We start from the raw sequence: 23,109 nt of genomic DNA on the forward strand, positions 1-23,109 counted from the left end.
ATTTATAAATATTTGATTATTAATATATAAACTATTCATAACTTATAGCTAAGTTACTACAGCATGTTTAAAAACATCAATAATATATTAAACATACAATAATCTAAATATCAATGTATTAGAGATTACTAAATGATTAAAGTCATTTTAAAATCCATTTCCTATTCTTAATTTTACAGTCACAAATATTATTCATATTTAAATGTAATTTTATGAAAAAATTATTATTAGGAAATGAAGCATTAGCACAAGGAGCGATTGATGCAGGATTATCAGGTGTTTATGCTTATCCAGGAACTCCCTCAACAGAAATAACAGAATACATACAAAAATCTAGAATTGCAAAAGCATTAAATATTCACTCAAAATGGTCAGTGAATGAAAAAACTGCCATGGAATCTGCCTTAGGAATGTCGTATGCAGGAAAACGAGCTATGGTAGTAATGAAACATGTAGGATTAAATGTTGCCGCCGATGTTTTTATGAATATGTCCATTTCAGGAATTAACGGTGGTTTAGTTGTTGTAGTTGCCGATGATCCGTCAATGCACTCTTCACAAAACGAACAAGATTCTCGCTTTTATGGCAAATTTGCTATGATCCCTACTCTTGAACCATCTAATCAACAAGAAGCGTACGATATTACTAAATATGCTTTTGATTTATCTGAAGAAACTGGTTTACCTGTTTTATTACGAATGGTAACCCGGTTATCACATTCAAGATCAGGTGTAGAAATAAGCGAAACTCAAAAAGCTCAAAACAAAGTTAAACTTCCAACAAATTCAACTCAGTTTTCATTAATTCCTGCTTATGCCAGAGGATTATATAAAAACTTGGTCGCTATTCAACCTGAACTAGAAAAAAATGCCGAAAATAGCATTTATAATAAATTAATTAAAGGTACAGATAAATCCATAGGAATTATTGCTTCAGGAATTGCATATAATTATTTGATGGAAAATTATGAAGATGAAACTTGCCCATATCCTATTTTAAAAATTTCACAATATCCACTTCCCAAAAAACAAGTAAAATATTTATTTGATACTTGTGAAAAAATATTAGTTTTAGAAGAAGGCTATCCTTTTATTGAAGAAATGATTTCCGACTTTTTAGGAGAAAAACGCAACGTAATTGGAAGACTTAGCCTTGATGTAAATAGAGTTGGCGAATTAAATCCTGATAGTATTGCAAAAGCCTTAAATTTACCTATTGAAATTACTGAAAGCAAACCAAAAGTAGTTGCTAATCGTCCACCTGAATTATGTGTTGGTTGTGGTCATCGAGATTTATTTGATGCTATAAATCAATTAAAAAAAGAAGAACAAAGTCAACAAGTATTTGGTGATATTGGTTGTTATGCTTTAGGAGCTTTAGCTCCTTACAAAAGTATTAATGCTTTAATTGAAATGGGAGCTTCTATAACTATGGCAAAAGGTGCTGCGGATGCCGGAATTCATCCTTCAATTGCTGTAATAGGAGATTCTACTTTTACACATTCAGGAATGACTGGTTTATTAAATGCCGTTATTGAAAAAACACCAATTACGGTTATTATTTCAGATAATTCTGCCATTGCAATGACAGGTGCTCAAGATTCATCAGCAACAGGTAGATTAATTTCTATTTGTAAAGGAATTGGTGTTGAAGAAGATCATTTAAAAATTATAACTCCACTTCATAAAAACATGGAAGAAAATGTAGATTTAATTAGAAATGAATTAAATTATCAAGGCGTTTCTGTAATAATTTCACAACGTCCTTGTGTACAACTTCCTAAAGAAAAAAAGGACAAATTAAAAGCAATAAAATCCGTTTCATTAAACTAAATTTAAAAAGATGAAAACAAATATAATATTAGCAGGCGTTGGCGGACAAGGGATTTTAACAATTGCTGCAGTTTTAGATACCGCAGCTATTGCATCAAATTTATACTTAAAACAATCAGAAGTTCACGGCATGAGTCAGCGTGGTGGTGCTGTTCATTCACACGTTCGTATTTCAGATAAAGAAATTTTTTCAGATTTAATTCCTCTTGGAAAAGCAGATATGATTATTTCCGTTGAACCTATGGAATTATTACGCTATTTACCTTATTTAAAAAAAGATGGATATTTAGTAACTGATTCCAATCCGTTTGAAAACATAGCAGATTATCCCGAATTAAAAACGGTTTATGATGAAATTAAATCGCATCCAAATCATATATTAATTGATGCTAAAAAAATAGCCAAAGATTTAGGAAATTCTAGAGCAACCAATATTGTATTAGTAGGTGCAGCTTCTTCAAAACTTCCTTTAAGTGAAGATAGTTTGTTGCAAGCAATAAAAACTTTATTTGTACGCAAAGGAGAACGTATTGTAAATAAAAATATTGAAGCTTTTGACAAAGGAAAAGAAATAGCAACTGAATTTGTTTTATAAACACTTGTAAATGTTACACAAAAACTTAATTGAACCAAAAAGTATTGCTGTTGTTGGAGCATCAAATAATATACAAACTCCAGGAGGTAGCGTTCTTAAAAATTTAATCAACCATCATTTTAAAGGAAATCTTATTGCTGTAAATCCTAAGGAAACTAAAGTACAAGGCATAAAATGTTATCAAAATATTGCTGAAATTCCAGAAGTAGATTTAGCTATAATTGCTATTTCTGCAAAATTCACCTTACAAACAGTAAAAGTTTTAACACAACAAAAAAACACTAAAGGATTTATTATATTTTCTGCAGGATTTAGTGAAAAAGATGAAGAAGGAGCAAAATTAGAACAGCAAATTGTAACAGAAATAAATGCTGTTGGCGGAAGCTTATTAGGTCCAAATAATATTGGTTTAATCAATCAGAATTATGCCGGTGTTTTTACCACGCCAATTCCTAAATTACATGCCAAAGGAGTCGATTTTATTTCTGGCTCTGGTGCAACTGCAGTTTTTATTATTGAAGCTGCTATGGCAAGTGGCTTAACTTTTTCTAGCGTTTATTCTGTTGGAAATTCCGCTCAAATTGGCGTAGAAGAAGTATTAGAACATTTAGATAAAACCTTTGACACCACCAAAAGTTCAAAAGTAAAATTATTATATATTGAAAGTATTGGCAACCCAAAAAAATTATTAAAACACGCAACTTCATTAATTAACAAAGGGTGTAAAATTGCAGCCATAAAAGCAGGAAGTTCTTCTGCAGGAAGTAGAGCTGCAAGTTCTCATACCGGTGCGTTAGCAAATTCTGATGTTGCGGTTGATGCATTATTTAAAAAAGCTGGAATTGTACGATGTTATGGCAGAAATGAATTAATTACGGTTGCTTCTATTTTTATGTTGCCTAAATTAGAAGGAAAAAATATTGCCATTATTACTCACGCTGGTGGCCCTGCGGTAATGTTAACCGATGCTTTATCAAAAAACGGATTAAAAGTTCCTGAAATTAAAGAAAAAAAAAGTCAAGAATTGCTTGAAAAACTTTTTGTTGGTTCTTCCGTTTCAAATCCTATTGATTTTTTGGCAACAGGTACCGCCAAACAATTGGAAACCATTATTGATTATTGCGAAAATGAGTTTTCTGAAATTGATGCTATGGTAGTAATTTTTGGTAGTCCTGGTCTATTTGAAGTTTATGATGTTTATGATGTGTTATCAGAAAAAATGAAGACTTGTAAAAAACCTATTTTTCCAGTACTTCCATCTGTTGTAAATGTTAAAAAAGAAATTGATTATTTTATTGAAAAAGGGAATGTAATGTTTCCTGATGAAGTACTTTTCGGAAATGCATTAGCCAAAACTATGGTTAATTTATCAACAAATGCTACGGTTTTAGCTTCAAAAAATATTGATGAAATAGGAATTAGAAATATAATTAATAATTCTTCGAACGGATATTTAGCTCCAAAAGAAGTAAAAGAAATTTTAGAATCAGCTCAAATTCCTGTGGTGCCAGAGTTTGTTTGTACATCTTTTGAGACATGCAAAACAGCTATGGAGAAAATAAGTTTTCCTGTGGTGATGAAAATTGTAGGCCCAATTCATAAAAGTGATGTTGGTGGAATTATTTTAAATATAAATACTTTAGAAAAACTACAAACTTCCTTTGATAAAATCATAAAAATTAAAGGTGCAAAAGGCGTTTTAATTCAACCTATGAAAAAAGGAATTGAATTATTTATTGGTGCTAAAAAAGAAGGTGATTTTGGACATTTAGTATTGTGCGGTTTAGGCGGAATTTTTATTGAAGTTTTAAAAGATGTAAATGCTGCTTTAACTCCAGTATCCTTTAAAGAAGCTACTGAAATGATTCACAATTTAAAATCGTATAAAATAATTCAAGGTGTTAGAAATCAAAAAGGAATTAATGAAGATTTGTTTGCTGAAATAATTACAAAAATTTCCAATTTAGTTACTGTTGCTCCAGAAATTATAGAATTAGATTTAAATCCATTATTAGGAAATTCAGAAGAAATTGTAGCGGTTGATGCAAGAATTAGAATTGAGAAATAAAATATTATTTATCATAAATTTAATAATTCTTCTAAAACAAAATATTACTGTCATACCTGCGTAGGCAGGTATCTATATCGGTCTTTATAAAAAAATATCTTTAAAATAGATTCCTGCCTACGCAGGAATGACAATACATCATAAAATTTCACAGATTACTTCAGCTTTTATCAAAACTTCGTAATGACGTGTTGGTTATACATACTGTCAATTTATGCTAGCCTGTCAGTAGGCAGGTGCAGTGAAGTAATCTCATAAATAGAACTTGTCATTGCGAGGGCGGTACAACCGTGGCAATCTCATGAATAAAACTAAAAATTTCACAGATTACTTCAGTTTTATCAAAACTTCGTAATGACGTGTTGGTTATCCATACTATTAATTTAAGCTAGCCTACCAGTAGGCAGGTGCAGTGAAGTAATCTCATAAATAGAACTTGTCATTGCGAGGGAGGTACAACCGTGGCAATCTCATGAATAGAACTAAAATTTCACAGATTACTTCAGTTTTTATCAAAACTTCGTAATGACGTGTTGGTTATCCATACTATTAATTTAAGCTAGCCTATCAGTAGGCAGGTGCAGTGAAGTAATCTCATAAATAGAACTTGTCATTGCGAGGGAGGTACAACCGTGGCAATCTCATGAATAAAACTAAAAATTTCACAGATTACTTCAGTTTTATCAAAACTTCGTAATGACGTGTTGTTATCCATACTATTAATTTAAGTTATAACAAATCAATTTCTCCTCTATTTTTTGAGTTGACACTTCCAATTAAAAACTGAGTGTTTTTTGGATGAATTTTAAAAGAAACTTTTTCATTTTTCAATTTTTCAAAATGCTTAATAATTATTTTATTAGAAGTTATTTCATTATCAAAAATCAAAGCATCAATTTTATCTTCTTTAATTTTCTCTTTTATTGCATCAAAATGATTTAACAATTTCTCTGAAACAAATAAAGAATTATTTTTAAATAAATCCTTTATTTTTTTATTTCTCCCAAAATATAAAACTGTTGCTATTGATTTAATTTTTGAAGTTGAAAAATTAAATTTAAACCATTTTAGCAAAAACCAAAATTCAATTCCAAAACTCATTAAAAAGTCATAGACTTTATTTAGTTTAAAGTGTTTATTATAAAATATTTTCATTGCATTATGAAAATATCTTAAATACTTTGTATCTTTTTTAGTACTTTCTCCTTTATAATGAATTATTGTAGTTTCTGCAAAATAGTAATTTTGATAGCCTTTATTTAAAATTTTATAACTCAAATCAATATCTTCACCATACATAAAATAAGCTGTATCAAAACCATTTACTTCATTGTAAATGCTTCTTTTCATAAACATAAAAGATCCAACTAAAACAGCGACTACACCGCTTTCATTTTCTGTCAAATGCGTTGCGTAATATTTTCCTGTGTGCTTACTTGAAATAGCAAACAATTTGTTAAACGCAACTTTAGGCGTAGGTATTCCACGCTTACTTTCTGGTAAAAAATTTCCAGAACCATCTATTAATTTTACTCCTAATGCTCCTAAATTAGTTTTTGTTTTAGCAAATTTGAAAATTTTATCTAAAGTATCTTCAGCTAAAACGGTATCTGGATTTAATATTAAAACGTAATTTCCTTTTGCAATAGCCACACCTTGATTATTGGCTTTTGAAAAACCAACATTTTTTTTGTTTTGAATTAAAACTACTTCAGGATATTTTTTTAATAATAAGTTACAACTTCCATCGGTAGAATTGTTATCCACAACAATTATTTCTACATTTAAATTAGTAGATGCAGATTTAACACTTAAAATGCATTGCTCTAAAAAGTACTGAACATTATAACTGACAATAACAACTGAAATATCCATTTTAAAATGAGTTTTCAAATGGAATTCTATTAATAATACTTCTTCCTAAAGTAATTTCATCAGCATATTCCAATTCATCCCCCACAGAAATACCTCTGGCAATTGTTGAAGTTTTTACTTTAAAATTTTCTAATTGTTTAAAGATGTAAAAATTGGTTGTATCGCCTTCAATAGTTGAACTTAGTGCAAAAATAACTTCCTTTATTCCTCCTTTTTTTACTTTTTCAACTAAACTATCAATGGTTAAATTTTGAGGTCCAATTCCTTCAATAGGTGAAATTTTTCCGCCTAATACATGATATAATCCTTTAAATTGAGCCGTATTTTCAATAGCCATTACATCACGCACATCTTCAACAACACAAATTATTTCTTCATTTCTAGATGGATTACGACAAATTTCACAAACTTCATGATCTGAAATATTATGACACTTTTTACACAATTTAATATCATCTACCAAATTATTAAGTGAATTTGATAGTTGATGTGTATGAGATTTTGGTTGTTTTAATAAGTGCAAAACCAATCGCAATGCAGTTCTTTTTCCTATTCCTGGAAACTGAGCTATTTCATTTACTGCATTTTCTAAAAGTTTAGACGAAAAATTCATACCGCAAATGTAATATTATGAAACGATATTCTCAATAAATTTAGTTTCTTTGTTAAATCAAACACTTATAGCTTTAAATGAAACCAATTTATATTCTTTTACTTATTGTAGCTTATTTCGGCTTACTTTTATTAATTGCTCATTTTACAAGTAAAAATGACAGTAACGAAACTTTTTTTAAAGCCAATAAAAATTCACCTTGGTATGTGGTTGCTTTTGGAATGATTGGAGCTTCTCTTTCTGGTGTAACGTTTATTTCCGTTCCTGGTTGGGTTCAAAGTTCGCAATTTAGTTATATGCAAATTGTAATTGGTTATTTGTTCGGCTATTTTGTAATTGCTTATGTATTAATTCCTATTTATTATCAATTAAAAGTAACTTCAATTTATGAATATTTAAAAATTAGATTTGGAGCAACAACTCATAAAACTGGTGCTATTTTCTTTTTTATCTCCAGAGTTTTAGGAGCTTCATTTCGTTTGTTTTTAGTGGCTTCTGTATTGCAATATTTTATTTTTGATACTTGGCATGTTCCGTTTGAAATAACCGTTATACTTTCCATTCTTTTAATTTGGATTTACACTTTTAAAGGTGGAATAAAAACCATTGTTTGGACAGATACTTTGCAGACTTTATTTATGCTAATTGCCGTTTTTGGTTCTATTTATTTCATTCTGAATCAATTAAACTGGTCAATTACCGATTTGTTTGCCTCTACTGAATTTAAACATTATAGTAAAATTTGGTTTTTAGATGATTTTAATGATAAAAAATATGCCGTAAAATCTATTTTAGGAGGAATGTTTATTGCCATTGCCATGACCGGTTTAGATCAGGATATGATGCAAAAAAACTTAACATGTAAAAACACCAAAGAAGCTCAGTGGAATGTATTGTCGCTAGGATTTATTTTAATTATTGTAAATTTTATATTTTTAACTTTAGGAGCTTTATTATTCATTTACGCAAATAAATTTAACATTTCAATTCCTATAATAGATGGAAGTGTTAAAACTGATTTACTTTTTCCTGAAATTGCTTTACAAAGTAATTTAGGAATTACCGTTGGAATTTTATTTATTTTAGGACTTATTGCTGCGGCGTATTCCAGTGCTGACAGTGCTTTAACTTCCTTGACTACATCGTATTGTATTGATTTTTTAAATATTGAAAACAAGCCTAAAAACAAGCAAAAAGGTATTCGTAAAAATGTTCATATTGGTATTTCTATCATTTTAATCTTAGTAATAATTAGTTTTAGATATCTACTAAAAGATAATGTAATTAGTAGTTTATTACAAGTTGCATCTTATACTTACGGACCTTTATTAGGAATTTTTGCCTTTGGTATTTTCACTAAAATAACTATTAAAGATAAGTGGGTATGGCTTGTTGCAGTAATTTCTGTTGCCTTAACTTATTTAATTAATGATTATTCTGTATCACTTTTAAATGGTTATATATTTGGATATGAATTATTAATAGTAAATGGTTGCATAACTTTTTTCGGACTTTTATTACTTCAAAAAAGAAAATAATAATACTATATAATATGAAATTCCTTTAAAAGATTTTTTATTTTTGTTAAATGGGACAAGACCTAAGTAATTACCGAAAAGTTTATAATAAACGAGAACTTTCAAAAAAAGAAGTTTTAGAAAATCCGATGGAACTTTTTCAAAAATGGTTTTATGAAGTTGAAGAATTTGGAGGAGATACTGAGCCCAATGCTATGACTATTTCAACCATTGGCTTAGATGGATATCCAAAAAACAGAGTGGTTTTATTAAAAAAATATACTTGGGAAGGATTTATTTTTTATACGAATTATAACAGTGAAAAAGGAAAAGCAATTTTAAAAAACCCTAAAGTTTGTTTGTCTTTTTTTTGGAATAATTTAGAACGACAAGTAATTATTAAAGGAACCGCAGAAAAAATTGCCGAAAATTTATCAGATGGTTATTTTGATTCAAGACCTGATGGAAGCAAACTTGGTGCTTGGGCTTCTAATCAAAGTGAAATAGTTCCTTCTCGTAAATACTTAGACAATCGGTTAAAACAATTTGAAGAAAAATTTAAAAACAAAGAAATTCCTCGCCCAAAATATTGGGGAGGATTTATTGTAAAACCTATTAGTATTGAATTTTGGCAAGGAAGACCAAACAGAATGCACGATAGAATAATTTACACCTTACAAAAAAATTATGATTGGAAAATTGATAGATTAGCTCCTTGATTTTTTATATTTGAAATAAAACCACAACCTATGAAAACACTTTATATTGCTAGGCATGCAAAATCTTCTTGGGAATACGAAGGCATTAATGATATTGATAGACCTTTAAAAAAACGTGGTATAAATGATGCTTATTTAATTTCATCAGTATTGCAAAAAAAAGTTGCTTGTCCAGATGTTTTTGTAGCAAGTTGTGCAAACCGTGCTTTACATACCGCAATGATTTTTAGTTATTCCTTTAATTATCCTTTAGCAAATTTAAAAATCAGTAAATCACTTTATAGTTTTAGTGATGGATATTTAATTAAAACCGTAAAAGCTTTAGATGATAGTTTTGATTCCGCAATTATTTTTAGCCACGACCACGGAATTAGTGACTTTGTAAATAAATTTGGAAACGAAATAGTAAACCATGTACCTACTTGTGGTGTTATTGGAATTAAATTTGAAAATAACCATTGGAAAAATATTAAATCGGGTAAAACTTTTTTAACTGAATTTCCCAAAAACTATAAATAATATGAAAATTGAGAAACTTGCAGGTATTGATATTGGGTCTAACGCAATTAGATTATTAATTGTAAATGTAATTACCGATAAAGATGAAGATGCTCCAAGTTTTAAAAAATCAGCTATCATTCGAGTTCCCATTCGATTAGGTGCAGACACTTTTATAACAGGTAAAATATCAGATAAAAATGCCCTTCGAATGCAAAAAGCTATGAGTGCCTTTAAATTATTGATGGATGTTCATGGAGTAAAAAAGTATAAAGCCTGTGCAACTTCCGCTATGCGAGAAGCAACCAATGGAGTAGAAGTAGTGGAATCTATTTTTAACAAAACAGGCATTGAAATTGATATTATTGATGGTAAAAAAGAAGCTGAAATTATTTTTTCTACAGATTTATCTTCCATAATTGATCCTGATAAATCTCACCTATATGTTGATGTTGGTGGTGGAAGTACTGAAATTACCGTGTTTTCTAACGGAAAAATCATTAATTCAAAATCTTTTAAAATAGGAACTGTTCGCTATATCAGTAAAAAATCCAAGCATCCTATTTGGATAGAAATGGAAAATTGGATAAAAGAAAATACCCAAAATTTAAAAAATTTATCACTAATTGGTTCTGGCGGAAATATTAATAAACTATTTAAAATGTCAGGGGAACTTATGGGTAAACCTTTATCATTAATTTATTTAAAAGCACATTACCAATTTCTAAAAAAAATGAGTTATGAAGATCGAATAATTGAATTAGGTTTGAACCCAGACAGAGCTGATGTAATTATTCCTGCAACTAAAATTTTTATTTCTACTATGCAATGGAGTGGAGCATATAAAATTTATGTTCCGAAAATTGGATTAGCAGATGGAATAATTAAAAACTTATACTTCAATAAGTTATAGTATAAAATTAGTTTTGTTTAACAAACTCTTCCACCAGCTTACCTACTAATTTTTCTGATTTTTTGGCTACTTTTTGAACCTCTTCATGAGATACTTCAGCAACAAAATCATCACCTCCCATATCGGTTATTACAGAAATACCAAAACAAGTCATTCCCATATGTTTAGCTACTATTACTTCTGGTACAGTTGACATTCCAACTGCATCAGCACCAAGTGATTTAACCATTTTATATTCTGCAGGAGTTTCAAATGTTGGTCCTTGTAAGGCTAAATAAACACCTTTTTGAACTGGAATATTTAATTTTTGTGAAATACCTTCCATTTTAGCAATCATTTTGTTGCTATAAGCTTCATGCATATCTACAAATCTTGGTCCAAAACGATCTTCGTTTTTACCATGTAATGGATGTACTGGCATTAAATTAATATGATCCGTTATTATCATAATATCACCAACTGAAAAATTAGGATTTACACCTCCTGAAGCATTAGAAACTATTAGGTTTTCAACTCCCAAATATTTCATTACTCTAACAGGAAAAACTGTTTTTTCAATAGACCAACCTTCATAAAAATGAAATCTACCTTGCATAGCAAGTACTTTTTTAGTTCCAATAGTTCCAAAAATTAGTGCTCCTTTATGTCCTTGAACTGTAGAAACTGGAAAATTTGGAATTTCATTATAAGGAATTATTAACTCAACGGTTATTTTACTTACTAAATTTCCTAAGCCTGTTCCTAAAATAATACCATAATCTGGTGCAGTTATTCCTTTATTTTTTAAAAACTCAACGGTTTCTTGTACTTGATTCCACATATGTATTTATAAGATTGTCAAAATCTTTTTTATGGTTAATAAATTTTGTTTTTATGGCAATGTAATTGACATTTGGCAATTTTTCAAAGATACGAACATAATCCTTTTCTGTTGTTAAAACTATCTTTTTATTTGATTTGATTTGGTTAAATTCATTGTTAATAGTAACAATATCTTGATTTGAAAAATGATGATGATCTTTGAATTTTAAATGCCTATATTTTATCTCATTTTTTTCTAAATAGTTTAATAATGGAGTTGGATTTTCAATTCCTGTAACTAATAAAATTTCACTTTCTTGCAAATCAGTAATTGTAATCTCATGGTCTCCTTTTAAAACAGTATCATAACTAATTGAACTAAAAAATATTGTTTGATACAAACTCGGATTTAATTTTTTAGCAATTTCAAATTGCTGATCTTCAGTTAATTTATTAGGACATTTTGTTACCACAATTAGCTGTGCCCTTCTTGATCCTACTACAGATTCTCTTAAATTACCGCTTGGTAAAATAGAATCATCACAATATAAATTATCATAAGAAGTTAACAAAATATTTAATCCACCTTCAATTTTTCGATGCTGAAAAGCATCATCTAATAAAACCACTTCTACTTTTAGTTTTAATTTTAAAATTTGTTGAATTCCATGAACTCTATCCGCATCAACACAAACAGAAATATTTTTAAATTTTTGAAAATACTGAAAAGGTTCATCACCTATCATTTCGGCATTTGAAGTTTCATCTGCAATTATAAAACCTTTACTTTTCCGCTTATAACCTCTACTTAAAACAGCAATAGTATATTTTTCACTTAATAATCGAATTAAATATTCAATTTGTGGAGTTTTTCCTGTTCCTCCAACACTTAAATTTCCTACTACAATAGTTGGAATATCAAATTTTGTTGATTTTAATACTCTAATATCAAACAAATAATTTCTAAAACTAGTCATCCATTTATAGATAAAAGAGAAAGGAAATGCTATTTTTCTTATCAAATTCACTAAGGACAAATTTACAAAACATATTAGTAATTTTTACATAATTAGGTTAACTTTAAAAGCTAGCTTATATTTGTGTATAAATTTTAAATTTAGAATGAAAATAAAAGATATTACCAATTGTATTGAAGCAATAGCACCTTTAAATTATGCAGAAGATTTTGATAATGTTGGCTTACTAATTGGCAGCTATATTACTGAAGTTTCTGGAGTATTAGTTACTTTAGATACTTTGGAAGTTACCTTAGATGAAGCTATTGAAAAAAATTGTAATTTAATTGTAAGTTTTCATCCTATCATTTTTTCTGGACTAAAAAAATTAAATGGCAAAAATTATGTAGAACGTGTTGTTTTAAAAGCTATTAAAAATAATATCGCTATTTATGCTATTCACACTGCTTTAGATAATTCTTTTCAAGGCGTTAATGCAAAAATTTGTGAAGTTTTAGGGTTAAAAAATAGAAAGGTTTTAATTCCTAAAAAAAACACTTTAAAAAAACTAATTACCTACGTACCTACAAAAAATGCTGAAAGCGTTAGAAACGCACTATTTAAACTTGGTGCAGGAAATATAGGGAATTACGACCAATGCAGTTATAACACAGAAGGTTTTGGAACTTACCGAGCCAATGAAAATGCTAACCCTGTTTTAGGTAAAAAAGGACAAACGCATACAGAAAATGAAGTTTTAATAAGTGTAATTTTTGAAAAACACAAGCAAGCTAACGTTATTCAAGCACTTTTAAATACCCATCCTTATGAAGAAGTTGCCTATGACATTATTTCACTTGATAATATTAATAAAGAAATTGGCATTGGAATGGTTGGAGAGTTTGATAAACCAAAAAATGAAACCGATTTTTTACAATTCGTAAAAAAAACGATGCAAACAAAATGTATTCGACATTCTAAATTATTAGGAAAATCCATTAAAAAAGTTGCGGTTTTAGGAGGTTCAGGTAATTTTGCAATTAACAACGCAATTCATGCAAAAGCAGATGCTTATATAACCTCAGATATTAAATACCACGAGTTTTATAAAGCTGAAAACAAGCTGATTATTGCAGATATAGGGCACTATGAAAGTGAACAATTCACAAAAAATCTAATAGTTGATATTCTTACAAAAAAATTCCCTAATTTTGCAGTCGTTTTATCAAATAAAAACACCAATCCAATTTATTACTTATAATATGGCTAAAAAGAAAGAAGTTACCGTTGAAGAAAAATTAAGAGCACTTTATGATTTACAGTTAATTGATTCACGAGCAGATGAAATTAAAAATGTTAGAGGCGAATTACCTTTAGAAATTGATGATTTAGAAGATGAAATAGTTGGTTTAAACAAACGGCTATCTAATTTAGATACCGAAGTTGAAAATTTGAATAATGATATAGCTTCAAAAAAATTAGTTATTGAAGAAGCTAAAACATTAATTAAAAAATATAACGAACAACAAAAAAAAGTTCGTAATAATAGAGAATTTGATTCAATTAGTAAAGAAGTTGAATATCAAGAACTTGAGACTCAACTTGCTGATAAAAAGATAAAAGAATTTAGAGTTAAAATTGAACAAAAAAATGCAATAATTGAAACTGCTAAAGAAAATATTGCTAAAAAAGATGACCAATTAAAACATAAATCTGCTGAATTAGAAGATATTATGAAAGACACGGTTAAAGAAGAAATTTTATTAGTTAAAAAATCAGAAGAATACGCTAAATTAATTGATGAAAAATTATTAAAAGCATATAAAAGAATTAGAACTAATGTTAGAAATGGCTTAGCAGTTGTTTCTATTGATAGAGGTGCTTCAGGAGGTTCATTCTTTACTATTCCACCACAAAGACAAGTTGAAATTGCTGGTAGGAAAAAAATAATTATTGACGAATACAGCGGAAGAATTTTAGTTGACGGTGCTTTGGCCGAAGAAGAAAAAGAGAAAATTGCTAACTTATTAAAGTAATTACCAATAAATATTTAAAATAAAGCTCTCAAATTTGGAGGGCTTTTTTTTGCTCCCTACCAAAAAAACACTACAACTTCTAAAAACCATAAAATTGGAATTGCTTCTACAAAAAAACTAGTGTAATAACGTGATTGTTTAGTTTTAGAATTCCATAAAAATAGAAATGCAATTATCGCTATTATAACATCTGATAAAATATCTTTTTCAAAATAATTATTTTTTAAAAATCCCATTAATACAAAAATAGACAACAATATAGTCCCAACTATTTTAGAATTTTTAATTCCAACCAATTGCGGAATCGTTTTTAACTGCTTTTCATCAAAATTAATATCCCTAATATCAAAAGGAATGGTATATGCAATCAAAATAATAACACGTTGAAAAAAGGTTAAATAAACATTATTATCAAAATGATATCCCTGTTCTAATAAGGGAAATAAAACAGTAACTCCAGCCCAAGCAATTGCAATGCTAAATATTTTAATGGCAGGAAAATTTCTAAAGGAAACTTCAAATTTTCCAATTTTAAATATAGGAATAGCATAAAAAACTGTAATAAATCCAAATGGGATAACTATAAATAAAGATTCTAAATTAAATTTAGTAAATAAAATAATATAAACTGAGCTTAAAAATGCTAAAACAGAAACCCAAACTAATCGTATTTCATTTTGTAAAAACCAAGATTTAAACCAACCCAATCGTTTAGAATCTATTTCAAAATAACGTATAAAATTATAAGAGATTATAATGGAGAAACCGATTAACAAAGGAGCTAAATTTGAATGTATATCGAACTTTATTAAGGTTATTTTTGCTAAACAAAATCCAGCAATAGCCACATGAATATTACTAAAAATGTAAAAATTAAATATTTTTTTTAAACTATTCATTACACAAATGTAGTTTTTTGATTTTATATGAATATTTAATTTTTAACCTACTTATATAATGTAGTGAAATTAACATATCCATTCGTTTATTTTAATTAAATTTGTGTGCTTAAAATTAATCCACATATAACCTATATAAATGAAAACAGATTCTTTTGTTTTAAGACATTTAGGCCCTCGAGAAAACGAGGTTAAAGAAATGATTAAAACTATAGGAGTGAACTCCTTAGATGAACTAATTGATAAAACAGTTCCAACAGATATTCGCTTAAAAAACGAATTAAATTTACCAAAAGCCATAAGCGAATTTGAATATTTAAAAAAAATTCAAATTCTATCAAATAAAAATAAATTATTTAAAAACTATATCGGTTTAGGTTACCATCCAACGGTATTACCAAGTGTAATTCAACGCAATGTTTTAGAAAATCCAGGTTGGTACACTTCTTATACGCCATACCAAGCAGAAATTTCACAAGGACGATTAGAAGCATTGTTAAATTATCAAACTATAGTTAGTGATTTAACTGGATTACCATTAGCAAATTCTTCTTTATTAGATGAAGGAACTGCAGCTGCCGAAGCTATGATTATGCTATTTAATACTAGAAATCGTGATCAAAAAAAAATGGAAGTGAACAAGTTTTTTGTTTCTGAAGAATTACTACCTCAAACCATTAGCGTTTTAAAAACCAGATCAAACCCTTTTGGAATAGAATTAGTTATTGGCAATCATCAAAATTTTAATTTTTCGAATAACTTTTTTGGAGCTATAGTTCAATATCCCGGTAAAAGTGGTCAAATTTTTAATTATAATAATTTTGTTACCAAAGCCAATGCTAACGGAATTAGAGTTGCTGTTGCCGCCGACTTATTAAGTTTAGTGTTATTAACACCTCCTGGTCAATGGGGAGCAGATGTTGTGGTTGGAACTACTCAACGTTTTGGTATTCCAATGGGTTACGGAGGTCCTCATGCAGGTTATTTTGCTGCAAAAGATACTTATAAACGTACCATTCCTGGTAGAATAATTGGGATTTCAAAAGATAAATTTGGTAAACGTGCTTTAAGAATGGCACTACAAACACGTGAACAACATATTAAAAGAGAAAAAGCAACTTCTAACATTTGCACTGCTCAAGTTTTACTAGCTGTAATGGCTGGTATGTATGGTGTTTATCATGGTGCAGATGGTTTAAAATATATTGTAACAACTATTCATAATTTAACAAATACCTTAAACGAAGGGTTAAAAAAATTAAACCTAGAACAACAAAATTCATTATTTTTTGATACTTTATCTGTTAAAGTTTCCAGCGATACTAAAATAAAAGAAATAGCAGAACAAAAAGAAATTAACTTTTTATATCCTGCTAAAAATGTAGTTAATATTTCCTTGAATGAAACTACAAATTTAGATGATGTTAATGAAATTCTTGAAATTTTAGCGGAAGCGGAAGGAAAAACTATTGTAAAATTTGATACTCTAGTTGAAAATGAATTTCCTCAAGAATTTAAACGAACTTCCACTTTTATGACTCATGAAGTTTTTGATAAATATCATTCAGAAACTGAAATGATGCGTTATTTAAAAAAATTAGAACGTAAAGATTTATCACTTACACAGTCAATGATTTCACTAGGCTCATGCACCATGAAATTAAATGCAGCCACTGAAATGTTACCTTTAAGTTGGCCAAACTGGGGAAATATACATCCATTTGTACCATTAAATCAAGCACAAGGATATCAAGAAATGATAGCAGATTTAGAAAAATCATTAAATGAAATTACTGGTTTTTACGCAACTTCATTACAACCAAATTCTGGTGCACAAGGTGAATATGCAGGTTTATCCATTATTAAAGCCTATCATTCAGCTAATGGTGAAGACCATCGAAATATCTGTTTAATTCCTTCTTCGGCACACGGTACTAACCCTGCATCAGCACATATGGCAGGTTTTAAAGTTGTAGTTACAAAATCTACAGAAGCTGGAAATATTGATGTTGATGATTTACGTGAAAAAGCAGAATTTTATAAAGATAATTTAGGCACTTTAATGGTTACGTATCCTTCAACTCACGGTGTTTTTGAAAGTTCTATTAAAGAAATTACTGAAATAATTCATGCTAATGGCGGACAAGTTTATATGGACGGTGCAAATATGAATGCTCAAGTTGGACTGACAAATCCTGCAACCATTGGTGCCGATGTTTGTCACTTAAATTTACACAAAACATTTGCTATTCCACATGGAGGTGGCGGACCAGGAGTTGGTCCAATTTGTGTTGCAAAACATTTAGCACCATTTCTACCTTCTAATCCTATTGTAAAAACTGGTGGAGAAAAAGCAATTAGTGCAGTTTCTTCTGCTCCTTGGGGTTCTGCTTTAGTACTTTTAATTTCATATGGATACATTAAAATGCTTGGCACAAAAGGGCTTAAAAAAGCTACTAAATATGCTATTTTAAACGCAAACTATTTAAAAACTCGATTAGAAAAATATTTCAAAATTTTATATGCAGGTGAACATGGTTTTGCAGCACATGAGATGATTGTAGATTTTAGAGAATTTAAGGCTAAAGGTGCTGATGTTACCGATGTTTCTAAACGATTAATGGATTACGGCTACCATGCTCCAACAGTTTCATTCCCTGTACATGATACTTTAATGATTGAACCAACTGAAAGTGAAAACAAAGAAGAGTTAGATCGTTTTTGCGATGCTTTAATTAGTATAAAAAAAGAAATTAATTTGATGAAAGAAGGTGATTTAGATACTGCACTTAAAAATGCACCTCATACTGAAGAAATGGTTACTTCAGACGAATGGAATTATCCTTATTCTAGAAAAGATGCAGCTTTTCCTTTACCTTATTTAAAAGAAAATAAATTTTGGCCTGCAGTTGCTAGAATTGATGATGCATTTGGAGATAGAAATTTAGTTTGTTCTTGTAACCCAATTGAAGATTATATTTAGAAAACTTTATAAAATATTATTATAATCATTAGAAAGTCTCGAGAAAATTCTCGAGACTTTCCTTTTCTATATAAGAAATTTAATAAAAGAAATAATATTTGTCGTCCCCACAACTGTAGTATATTATTTTAACTCTTTTATAAATAACTCAATAGAAAACCAATAGTTTTAATTAACTAAAGAAATCGTCGTCCCCACAACTGTAGTATATTCTTTAATTGTATCTATTAAAACCATTAGATTTTTATATTTTTTACTTATTTCAATTTAATTAATAACCTCAGGATTTACAATAACAAATTCTGTCCGTCTATTTAATTGATGTTCATCCTCAGAACATTTTACACCATTTGAACATTTATTTGTTAAGCGTGTTTCTCCATAACCTTTTCCTGAAATTCTATCAGGTGAAATTCCTTTTGAAATTATATAATCCACTGTTGATTTTGCTCTTTTATCTGATAAAATCATATTGTATTTATCCGGTCCTCTAGAATCAGTATGTGAACCTGATTCAACAATTAACTTTGGATATTTTTTCATAATTGCTATCACCTTGTCTAATTCTAACGCTGCATCTCGCCTAATATTGAATTTATCATAATTAAAATAAATAGAATTAACATCAATCATAACCTTATCACGTAAAACAATAAACTCATCAACAGGCAAGTATAATATCACATTTTTATTGATTTTATTTTTATTTGAAGTTTTAATTACTTTTGAGGTAGTAATATAATACTTTTTACTTGCTTCTACTTTATAGGTAGTTTCACAATCTGCATTATAAACATATTCACCTTGTTTATTAGATTTTTCACCATCTACAAGTAATTCTTCTCCTTTGTAAATATTTAAGTTAGCATCTGAAATAACTTCTTTCGTTTTTTTACTTTTAACTATAACTGTAATGGTTTGATTACATTCATAAACCAAAGGAATTTCTTCATAAAAATAATAGATATCATCATCACCTTTTCCATTTATTCTATTAGATGAAAAATAACCACTTCGCTTATCTTTATCTATTATAAAAGCAAAATCATCTCTATCACTGTTAATGTTATCTCCTAAATTTACAGCTGGTAAAATTCCATCAGGAGTAATTCTATTTACATAAACATCTAACATTCCTCTTCCGTCTGGTCTTCCATCTGTGGAATAGTATAAATCATTATTACCGTCTATAAAAGGAAACATTTCTCTTTCTGGCGTGTTAACTTCTGGTCCTAAATTAATAGGTTTTCCATAGGTTCCATCTTTATGAATGGCTACTTTAAAAATATCTGTTTTTCCTAAAGTTCCTGGCATATCAGACACAAAATATAATGTTTTTCCATCTTCGCTAATTGTTGGTTGCCCTGTTGAATAATTATCATTATTAAATGGCATCGGTTCAATATTTGTCCATTTATTGTTAGAATCAACACTAGCTTTAAACATTTTTATTCTGTTTATTCCTAAAGTATCTTTCTTATATTTACCATCAAAGTAATTGCTTCTAGAAAAATAAACTGTTTTTTTATCTTTTGAAAAAGCAACATCTGCTTCATGAAATTTTGTATTTATTTTTGAAGAAAATTTCTTAATATTAGTTAATTCACCATCTGCTGAAATTGTTCCTTCATATAAATCTAAAAATGGTTGACCATTAGGTTTCCAAGTATTATTAATAATATAATTACGTTTGGCTGGTGCTGCAAAAATCATTTTATCAGTTCCAAAAAACGAAGTTCCAAAATTAGAATATGCATTATTAATAGATAAATTTTTGATGCTATATCTTTCCTGTTTGTTTTGAGCATAATTGAATACACTTATAAACACTAATAGAATTATAAAAACTTTTTTCATTTTAAAAATTTTAAATTATGCTAATTTAAAAGAAACGAGGTGATAAACCTGCTCTTGAATTACTAATATTAAACAACAAAAATACTTCATGTGAACCAGAATTAAAATCTCCCAAATTGGATAAGGTATAATCATAAGCATAACCAATTCTTGTTGATGGTGAAATTAGAATATTAAAAGTTCCACTAACTGAATCATCTAATCTCCAAGAAAGTCCTAATTCAAATTTATTATTAATTAAAGCATTTCCTGATAAATCGACTGATAAAGGTGCACCATTAACGGCTTTAAACATTACAGATGGTTTTAATTTTAAATTATCTGAAACGTTAAATACAACCCCAGAAGTGATAAAATAATGCATATCTTCGGCTGCTCTTTCAACTACGCCACCTCTTTTCTCAAAGTGTAATGTTTTTAGCATATTAGGCATTGAAACCCCAACATAAAATCTATCTGTATAATAATATGCTCCAACACCAAAATTTGGAGAAGTTTTATGTAAATCATTATTGGTAAATAAATCATCTGGAAGATTATCTCCTAAATCTAACTGACTCAATTTTGCATCCATAAAGGTAAAACCACCTTTAAGACCTAACGCTAAATTTGAATTTTCTGAAGTTCGAATTGTATAAGAAAAATCTACATAAACATTTTGTTCTTTTACAGGTCCTATCTCATCTGCAATTACAGAAAATCCTAAACCAACATTTCTTTTTATAGGTGCATGAATATCAAATGTATATGTTTTTGGTGCTCCGTCAATTCCAACCCATTGAGAGCGTCCTAACAAACCTATACTTAGCGTATTTTGAGAACCAGCATAGGCGGGGTTTATAACATTCATATTATACATATACTGCGTATATTGAGCATCTTGTTGGCCATACATTGTTGAAGCTGTTAAAAGCAACACAACTATTTTTATAATAGCTTTAATTTTTTTCATAATTCAAAATTACTAATTATCTATTTAAATAAACATATCCTGATCTAGGTTTTGCATTATCTTTATTAAAATGCAAAATATAGAAATAGGTACCTACTGGAACTCGTTTGTTACTATTTACATTCATTCGTCCACTTGAAAAACCATTCCACCAAATTGGCTCAGATAAAGGATTTCCATTATGTGTATAATCATAAACTTTATTTCCCCATCTGTTATAAATTTGAAGTTGGAAATTTGGGTATAAATTGGTTAAACCAGTTATTACAAAGGTATCATGTACACCATCTCCATTAGGTGAAAAACCTTGAGGAATATTTAATTCTGCTGCTAATACACCTGTAACAATTATTGTAACGGTGGCAGTATCACATAATCCATCATTATCACAAACTTGATAAACAAAAGTATCATCACCAATGTAATCAAGATTAGGAGTATAGGTTACCGTACCATCAGCGTTTACAACCACTGTTCCATTAAATGGCTCTTCAGTTATTACAACAGATTCTGGATTGATAGTTCCGTCTTCATCATAATCGTTATCCAATATATTAATATCAATTGGAATATTAGCATCTGTTACCACTTCATCATCAATTGCAAATGGTGTTAAATAAACTGTTACCGTAACTGTTGCTGTTTCTGTTGTTGTTGAGCCATCTTCATTTGTAACCGTAACTGTATAAGTAAAAGTATCTTCTCCATAAAAACCTTCATTTGCAGTATAAGTTACTGTTCCTTCTGAATTAATAACTACACTACCATTAGTTGGAGTAGTTACGGAAGTAACTGCTACATCTGTATTTGAATCAAAAGTGTCATTAGCTAAAACATCTATTTCAACAGGATTTTGATCTACCGTTTCGGCAGTATCATCTTGTACATCTCCTACTGGATTTACTGTTATTATAACTGTGGCAGTTTCTGTCGTTGTACTTCCATCACTATTAGTCACCGTAACTGTATAATCAAAAGTATCTTCTCCATTAAAATCTGGGTTTGGTGTATAGGTTACCGTTCCATCATCATTAACTACAACTATTCCATTTGAAGGTGTAGTAACTGCTGTTATTGCTACTTCAGATGAAGTATTAAAACCATCATTATCTAATACTGATATAATTACTGCTATATCTTCATCAGTAGTTGCTGTATCGTCTTGAATATCTCCTACTGGATTTACTGTTACAACAACTGTGGCTGTTTCTGTTGTTATACTTCCATCACTATTAGTCACCGTAACTGTATATTCAAAAGTATCTTCTCCATTAAAATCTGGGTTTGGTGTATAGGTTACCGTACCATCATCATTGATTACAACTGTTCCATTTAACGGTGTTGTCACATCTGTTACCTCTATTTCTGATGAAGGATCAAAACCATCATTATCTAATACAGAAATAATCACTGCTGTATCTTCATCTGTAGTTGCTGTATCATCCTGAACATCGGCTACTGGATTTACCGTAACAATTACTGTTGCTGTAGCTGTTGTTGTACTTCCATCACTATTAGTCACTGTTACAGTATAATCAAAAGTATCTTCTCCATTGAAATCAGGATTTGGTGTATAGGTCACTGTTCCATCACCATTGATTACCACAGTTCCATTAGAAGGTGTAGTTACCCCTGTTATTGCTACTATGTCATCTGAACCATAAGTATCATTAAGCAATACAGATATAATTACTTCAGTATCTTCGTCGGTTGTTGCTATATCATCCTGTACATCTACATCTGTATCTATAATTGTTCCTTCTCCTGATGCATCTGCTATACTTGCAGTTCCTGTACTTACCAAATTAGATAAGTTAACTGTAAAATTTTCTGTAGGTTCTATTTCTAAATCATCAATTGTTATAACCGTAATGGTTTGGGTGTCGCCATCTGATGATCCCGATGGGAAGGTCACCGTACCACTTTGTGCGGTGTAATCGCCCGGGGCTACTGCTGTGCCATCATTGGTCGTGAAGTCTACCGTCAATGCATCTT

General features: G+C 29.3%; 18 protein-coding genes. 10 read left to right on the forward strand and 8 right to left on the reverse strand.

Annotation, left to right across the window (positions count from 1 at the left end; translation table 11 throughout):
• Window positions 1–212: 212 nt before the first annotated feature.
• The 3 genes from L3J60_RS08625 to L3J60_RS08635 are packed head-to-tail and all read left to right on the forward strand — an operon-like array spanning window position 213 to window position 4,495.
• The gene (locus L3J60_RS08625) at window positions 213–1,832 is read left to right on the forward strand and encodes a thiamine pyrophosphate-dependent enzyme (protein WP_291975095.1); all 1,620 of its coding nucleotides are present in this window, start codon (window positions 213–215) and stop codon (window positions 1,830–1,832) included.
• 10 nt (window positions 1,833–1,842) lie between these two features.
• The gene (locus L3J60_RS08630) at window positions 1,843–2,427 is read left to right on the forward strand and encodes an indolepyruvate oxidoreductase subunit beta (RefSeq protein WP_291975096.1); all 585 of its coding nucleotides are present in this window, start codon (window positions 1,843–1,845) and stop codon (window positions 2,425–2,427) included.
• Between the two features lie 10 nt (window positions 2,428–2,437).
• A complete protein-coding gene (locus tag L3J60_RS08635; protein WP_291975097.1) occupies window positions 2,438–4,495 on the forward strand; it encodes an acetate--CoA ligase family protein in 2,058 nt (685 codons plus the stop codon).
• A 729-nt stretch (window positions 4,496–5,224) separates the two neighbouring features.
• Here L3J60_RS08635 and L3J60_RS08640 read toward each other — a convergent pair.
• Window positions 5,225–6,370 (reverse strand): glycosyltransferase family 2 protein, encoded by a 1,146-nt coding sequence (locus L3J60_RS08640; protein ID WP_291975098.1) that lies wholly within the window; start codon window positions 6,368–6,370, stop codon window positions 5,225–5,227.
• A 1-nt stretch (window position 6,371) separates the two neighbouring features.
• Window positions 6,372–6,983, reverse strand: coding sequence for a recombination mediator RecR (gene recR / locus L3J60_RS08645; protein WP_291975099.1), 612 nt, complete (start codon window positions 6,981–6,983; stop codon window positions 6,372–6,374).
• A 77-nt stretch (window positions 6,984–7,060) separates the two neighbouring features.
• Here recR and L3J60_RS08650 point away from each other — a divergent pair, with 77 nt between their 5' ends.
• Genes L3J60_RS08650 through L3J60_RS08665 form a run of 4 tightly spaced genes read left to right on the forward strand, consistent with a single transcriptional unit; the run spans window position 7,061 to window position 10,630 of the window.
• Window positions 7,061–8,521, forward strand: a complete 1,461-nt coding sequence (locus tag L3J60_RS08650; RefSeq protein ID WP_291975100.1) for a sodium:solute symporter — start codon at window positions 7,061–7,063, stop codon at window positions 8,519–8,521.
• Between the two features lie 50 nt (window positions 8,522–8,571).
• Window positions 8,572–9,219 carry a pyridoxamine 5'-phosphate oxidase gene (gene pdxH, locus L3J60_RS08655; protein ID WP_291975101.1) on the forward strand — a complete coding sequence of 216 codons (648 nt, stop codon included), beginning with the start codon at window positions 8,572–8,574 and terminating at the stop codon, window positions 9,217–9,219.
• A 30-nt stretch (window positions 9,220–9,249) separates the two neighbouring features.
• Window positions 9,250–9,738 carry a histidine phosphatase family protein gene (locus tag L3J60_RS08660; protein WP_291975102.1) on the forward strand — a complete coding sequence of 163 codons (489 nt, stop codon included), beginning with the start codon at window positions 9,250–9,252 and terminating at the stop codon, window positions 9,736–9,738.
• 1 nt (window position 9,739) lies between these two features.
• Entirely contained in the window at window positions 9,740–10,630 is an 891-nt protein-coding gene (locus L3J60_RS08665) for a Ppx/GppA phosphatase family protein (protein ID WP_291975103.1), read from the forward strand.
• Between the two features lie 7 nt (window positions 10,631–10,637).
• Here L3J60_RS08665 and L3J60_RS08670 read toward each other — a convergent pair whose 3' ends face one another.
• Both L3J60_RS08670 and lpxK read right to left on the reverse strand, forming a co-directional pair.
• On the reverse strand, window positions 10,638–11,450 hold the full coding sequence (locus tag L3J60_RS08670) for a purine-nucleoside phosphorylase (RefSeq protein ID WP_291975104.1): 813 nt from the start codon (window positions 11,448–11,450) through the stop codon (window positions 10,638–10,640).
• Complete coding sequence (gene lpxK, locus L3J60_RS08675; protein WP_291975105.1) at window positions 11,422–12,459, reverse strand: tetraacyldisaccharide 4'-kinase; 1,038 nt, start codon at window positions 12,457–12,459, stop codon at window positions 11,422–11,424. The genes L3J60_RS08670 and lpxK overlap by 29 nt, the downstream gene beginning before the upstream one ends.
• A gap of 94 nt (window positions 12,460–12,553) precedes the next feature.
• Here lpxK and L3J60_RS08680 point away from each other — a divergent pair, with 94 nt between their 5' ends.
• Both L3J60_RS08680 and L3J60_RS08685 read left to right on the forward strand, forming a co-directional pair.
• Complete coding sequence (locus tag L3J60_RS08680) at window positions 12,554–13,648, forward strand: Nif3-like dinuclear metal center hexameric protein (protein ID WP_291975106.1); 1,095 nt, start codon at window positions 12,554–12,556, stop codon at window positions 13,646–13,648.
• Between the two features lies 1 nt (window position 13,649).
• Window positions 13,650–14,423, forward strand: coding sequence for a hypothetical protein (locus tag L3J60_RS08685; RefSeq protein WP_291975107.1), 774 nt, complete (start codon window positions 13,650–13,652; stop codon window positions 14,421–14,423).
• Window positions 14,424–14,479: 56 nt separating this feature from the next.
• Here the strand turns inward: L3J60_RS08685 and L3J60_RS08690 are convergent, their stop codons facing one another.
• The gene (locus L3J60_RS08690) at window positions 14,480–15,322 is read right to left on the reverse strand and encodes a hypothetical protein (protein WP_291975108.1); all 843 of its coding nucleotides are present in this window, start codon (window positions 15,320–15,322) and stop codon (window positions 14,480–14,482) included.
• Between the two features lie 139 nt (window positions 15,323–15,461).
• Between L3J60_RS08690 and gcvP the strand changes: the two genes are divergently transcribed.
• On the forward strand, window positions 15,462–18,305 hold the full coding sequence (gene gcvP, locus L3J60_RS08695; protein WP_291975109.1) for an aminomethyl-transferring glycine dehydrogenase: 2,844 nt from the start codon (window positions 15,462–15,464) through the stop codon (window positions 18,303–18,305).
• 267 nt (window positions 18,306–18,572) lie between these two features.
• Here gcvP and L3J60_RS08700 read toward each other — a convergent pair whose 3' ends face one another.
• The 3 genes from L3J60_RS08700 to L3J60_RS08710 form a co-directional block, all read right to left on the reverse strand.
• On the reverse strand, window positions 18,573–20,162 hold the full coding sequence (locus L3J60_RS08700; RefSeq protein WP_291975110.1) for an OmpA family protein: 1,590 nt from the start codon (window positions 20,160–20,162) through the stop codon (window positions 18,573–18,575).
• 25 nt (window positions 20,163–20,187) lie between these two features.
• Window positions 20,188–21,114 (reverse strand): type IX secretion system membrane protein PorP/SprF, encoded by a 927-nt coding sequence (locus L3J60_RS08705; protein ID WP_291975111.1) that lies wholly within the window; start codon window positions 21,112–21,114, stop codon window positions 20,188–20,190.
• 16 nt (window positions 21,115–21,130) lie between these two features.
• On the reverse strand, window positions 21,131–23,109 hold a 1,979-nt coding region (locus L3J60_RS08710), incomplete at its 5' end, for an Ig-like domain-containing protein (protein ID WP_291975112.1).

The sequence above is a fragment of the Lutibacter sp. genome (assembly GCF_021647475.1).
Classification (GTDB): domain Bacteria; phylum Bacteroidota; class Bacteroidia; order Flavobacteriales; family Flavobacteriaceae; genus Lutibacter.

Coding starts and splice junctions, on each gene's coding strand:
- L3J60_RS08640 (WP_291975098.1), bottom strand. CDS start 6,370: ATGGATATTTCAGTTGTTATTGTCAGTTATAATGTTCAGTACTTTTTA.
- L3J60_RS08700 (WP_291975110.1), bottom strand. CDS start 20,162: ATGAAAAAAGTTTTTATAATTCTATTAGTGTTTATAAGTGTATTCAAT.
- L3J60_RS08680 (WP_291975106.1), top strand. CDS start 12,554: ATGAAAATAAAAGATATTACCAATTGTATTGAAGCAATAGCACCTTTA.
- L3J60_RS08660 (WP_291975102.1), top strand. CDS start 9,250: ATGAAAACACTTTATATTGCTAGGCATGCAAAATCTTCTTGGGAATAC.
- L3J60_RS08625 (WP_291975095.1), top strand. CDS start 213: ATGAAAAAATTATTATTAGGAAATGAAGCATTAGCACAAGGAGCGATT.
- L3J60_RS08685 (WP_291975107.1), top strand. CDS start 13,650: ATGGCTAAAAAGAAAGAAGTTACCGTTGAAGAAAAATTAAGAGCACTT.
- gcvP (WP_291975109.1), top strand. CDS start 15,462: ATGAAAACAGATTCTTTTGTTTTAAGACATTTAGGCCCTCGAGAAAAC.
- L3J60_RS08630 (WP_291975096.1), top strand. CDS start 1,843: ATGAAAACAAATATAATATTAGCAGGCGTTGGCGGACAAGGGATTTTA.
- recR (WP_291975099.1), bottom strand. CDS start 6,983: ATGAATTTTTCGTCTAAACTTTTAGAAAATGCAGTAAATGAAATAGCT.
- L3J60_RS08705 (WP_291975111.1), bottom strand. CDS start 21,114: ATGAAAAAAATTAAAGCTATTATAAAAATAGTTGTGTTGCTTTTAACA.
- L3J60_RS08665 (WP_291975103.1), top strand. CDS start 9,740: ATGAAAATTGAGAAACTTGCAGGTATTGATATTGGGTCTAACGCAATT.
- L3J60_RS08670 (WP_291975104.1), bottom strand. CDS start 11,450: ATGTGGAATCAAGTACAAGAAACCGTTGAGTTTTTAAAAAATAAAGGA.
- L3J60_RS08690 (WP_291975108.1), bottom strand. CDS start 15,322: ATGAATAGTTTAAAAAAAATATTTAATTTTTACATTTTTAGTAATATT.
- L3J60_RS08635 (WP_291975097.1), top strand. CDS start 2,438: ATGTTACACAAAAACTTAATTGAACCAAAAAGTATTGCTGTTGTTGGA.
- L3J60_RS08650 (WP_291975100.1), top strand. CDS start 7,061: ATGAAACCAATTTATATTCTTTTACTTATTGTAGCTTATTTCGGCTTA.
- pdxH (WP_291975101.1), top strand. CDS start 8,572: ATGGGACAAGACCTAAGTAATTACCGAAAAGTTTATAATAAACGAGAA.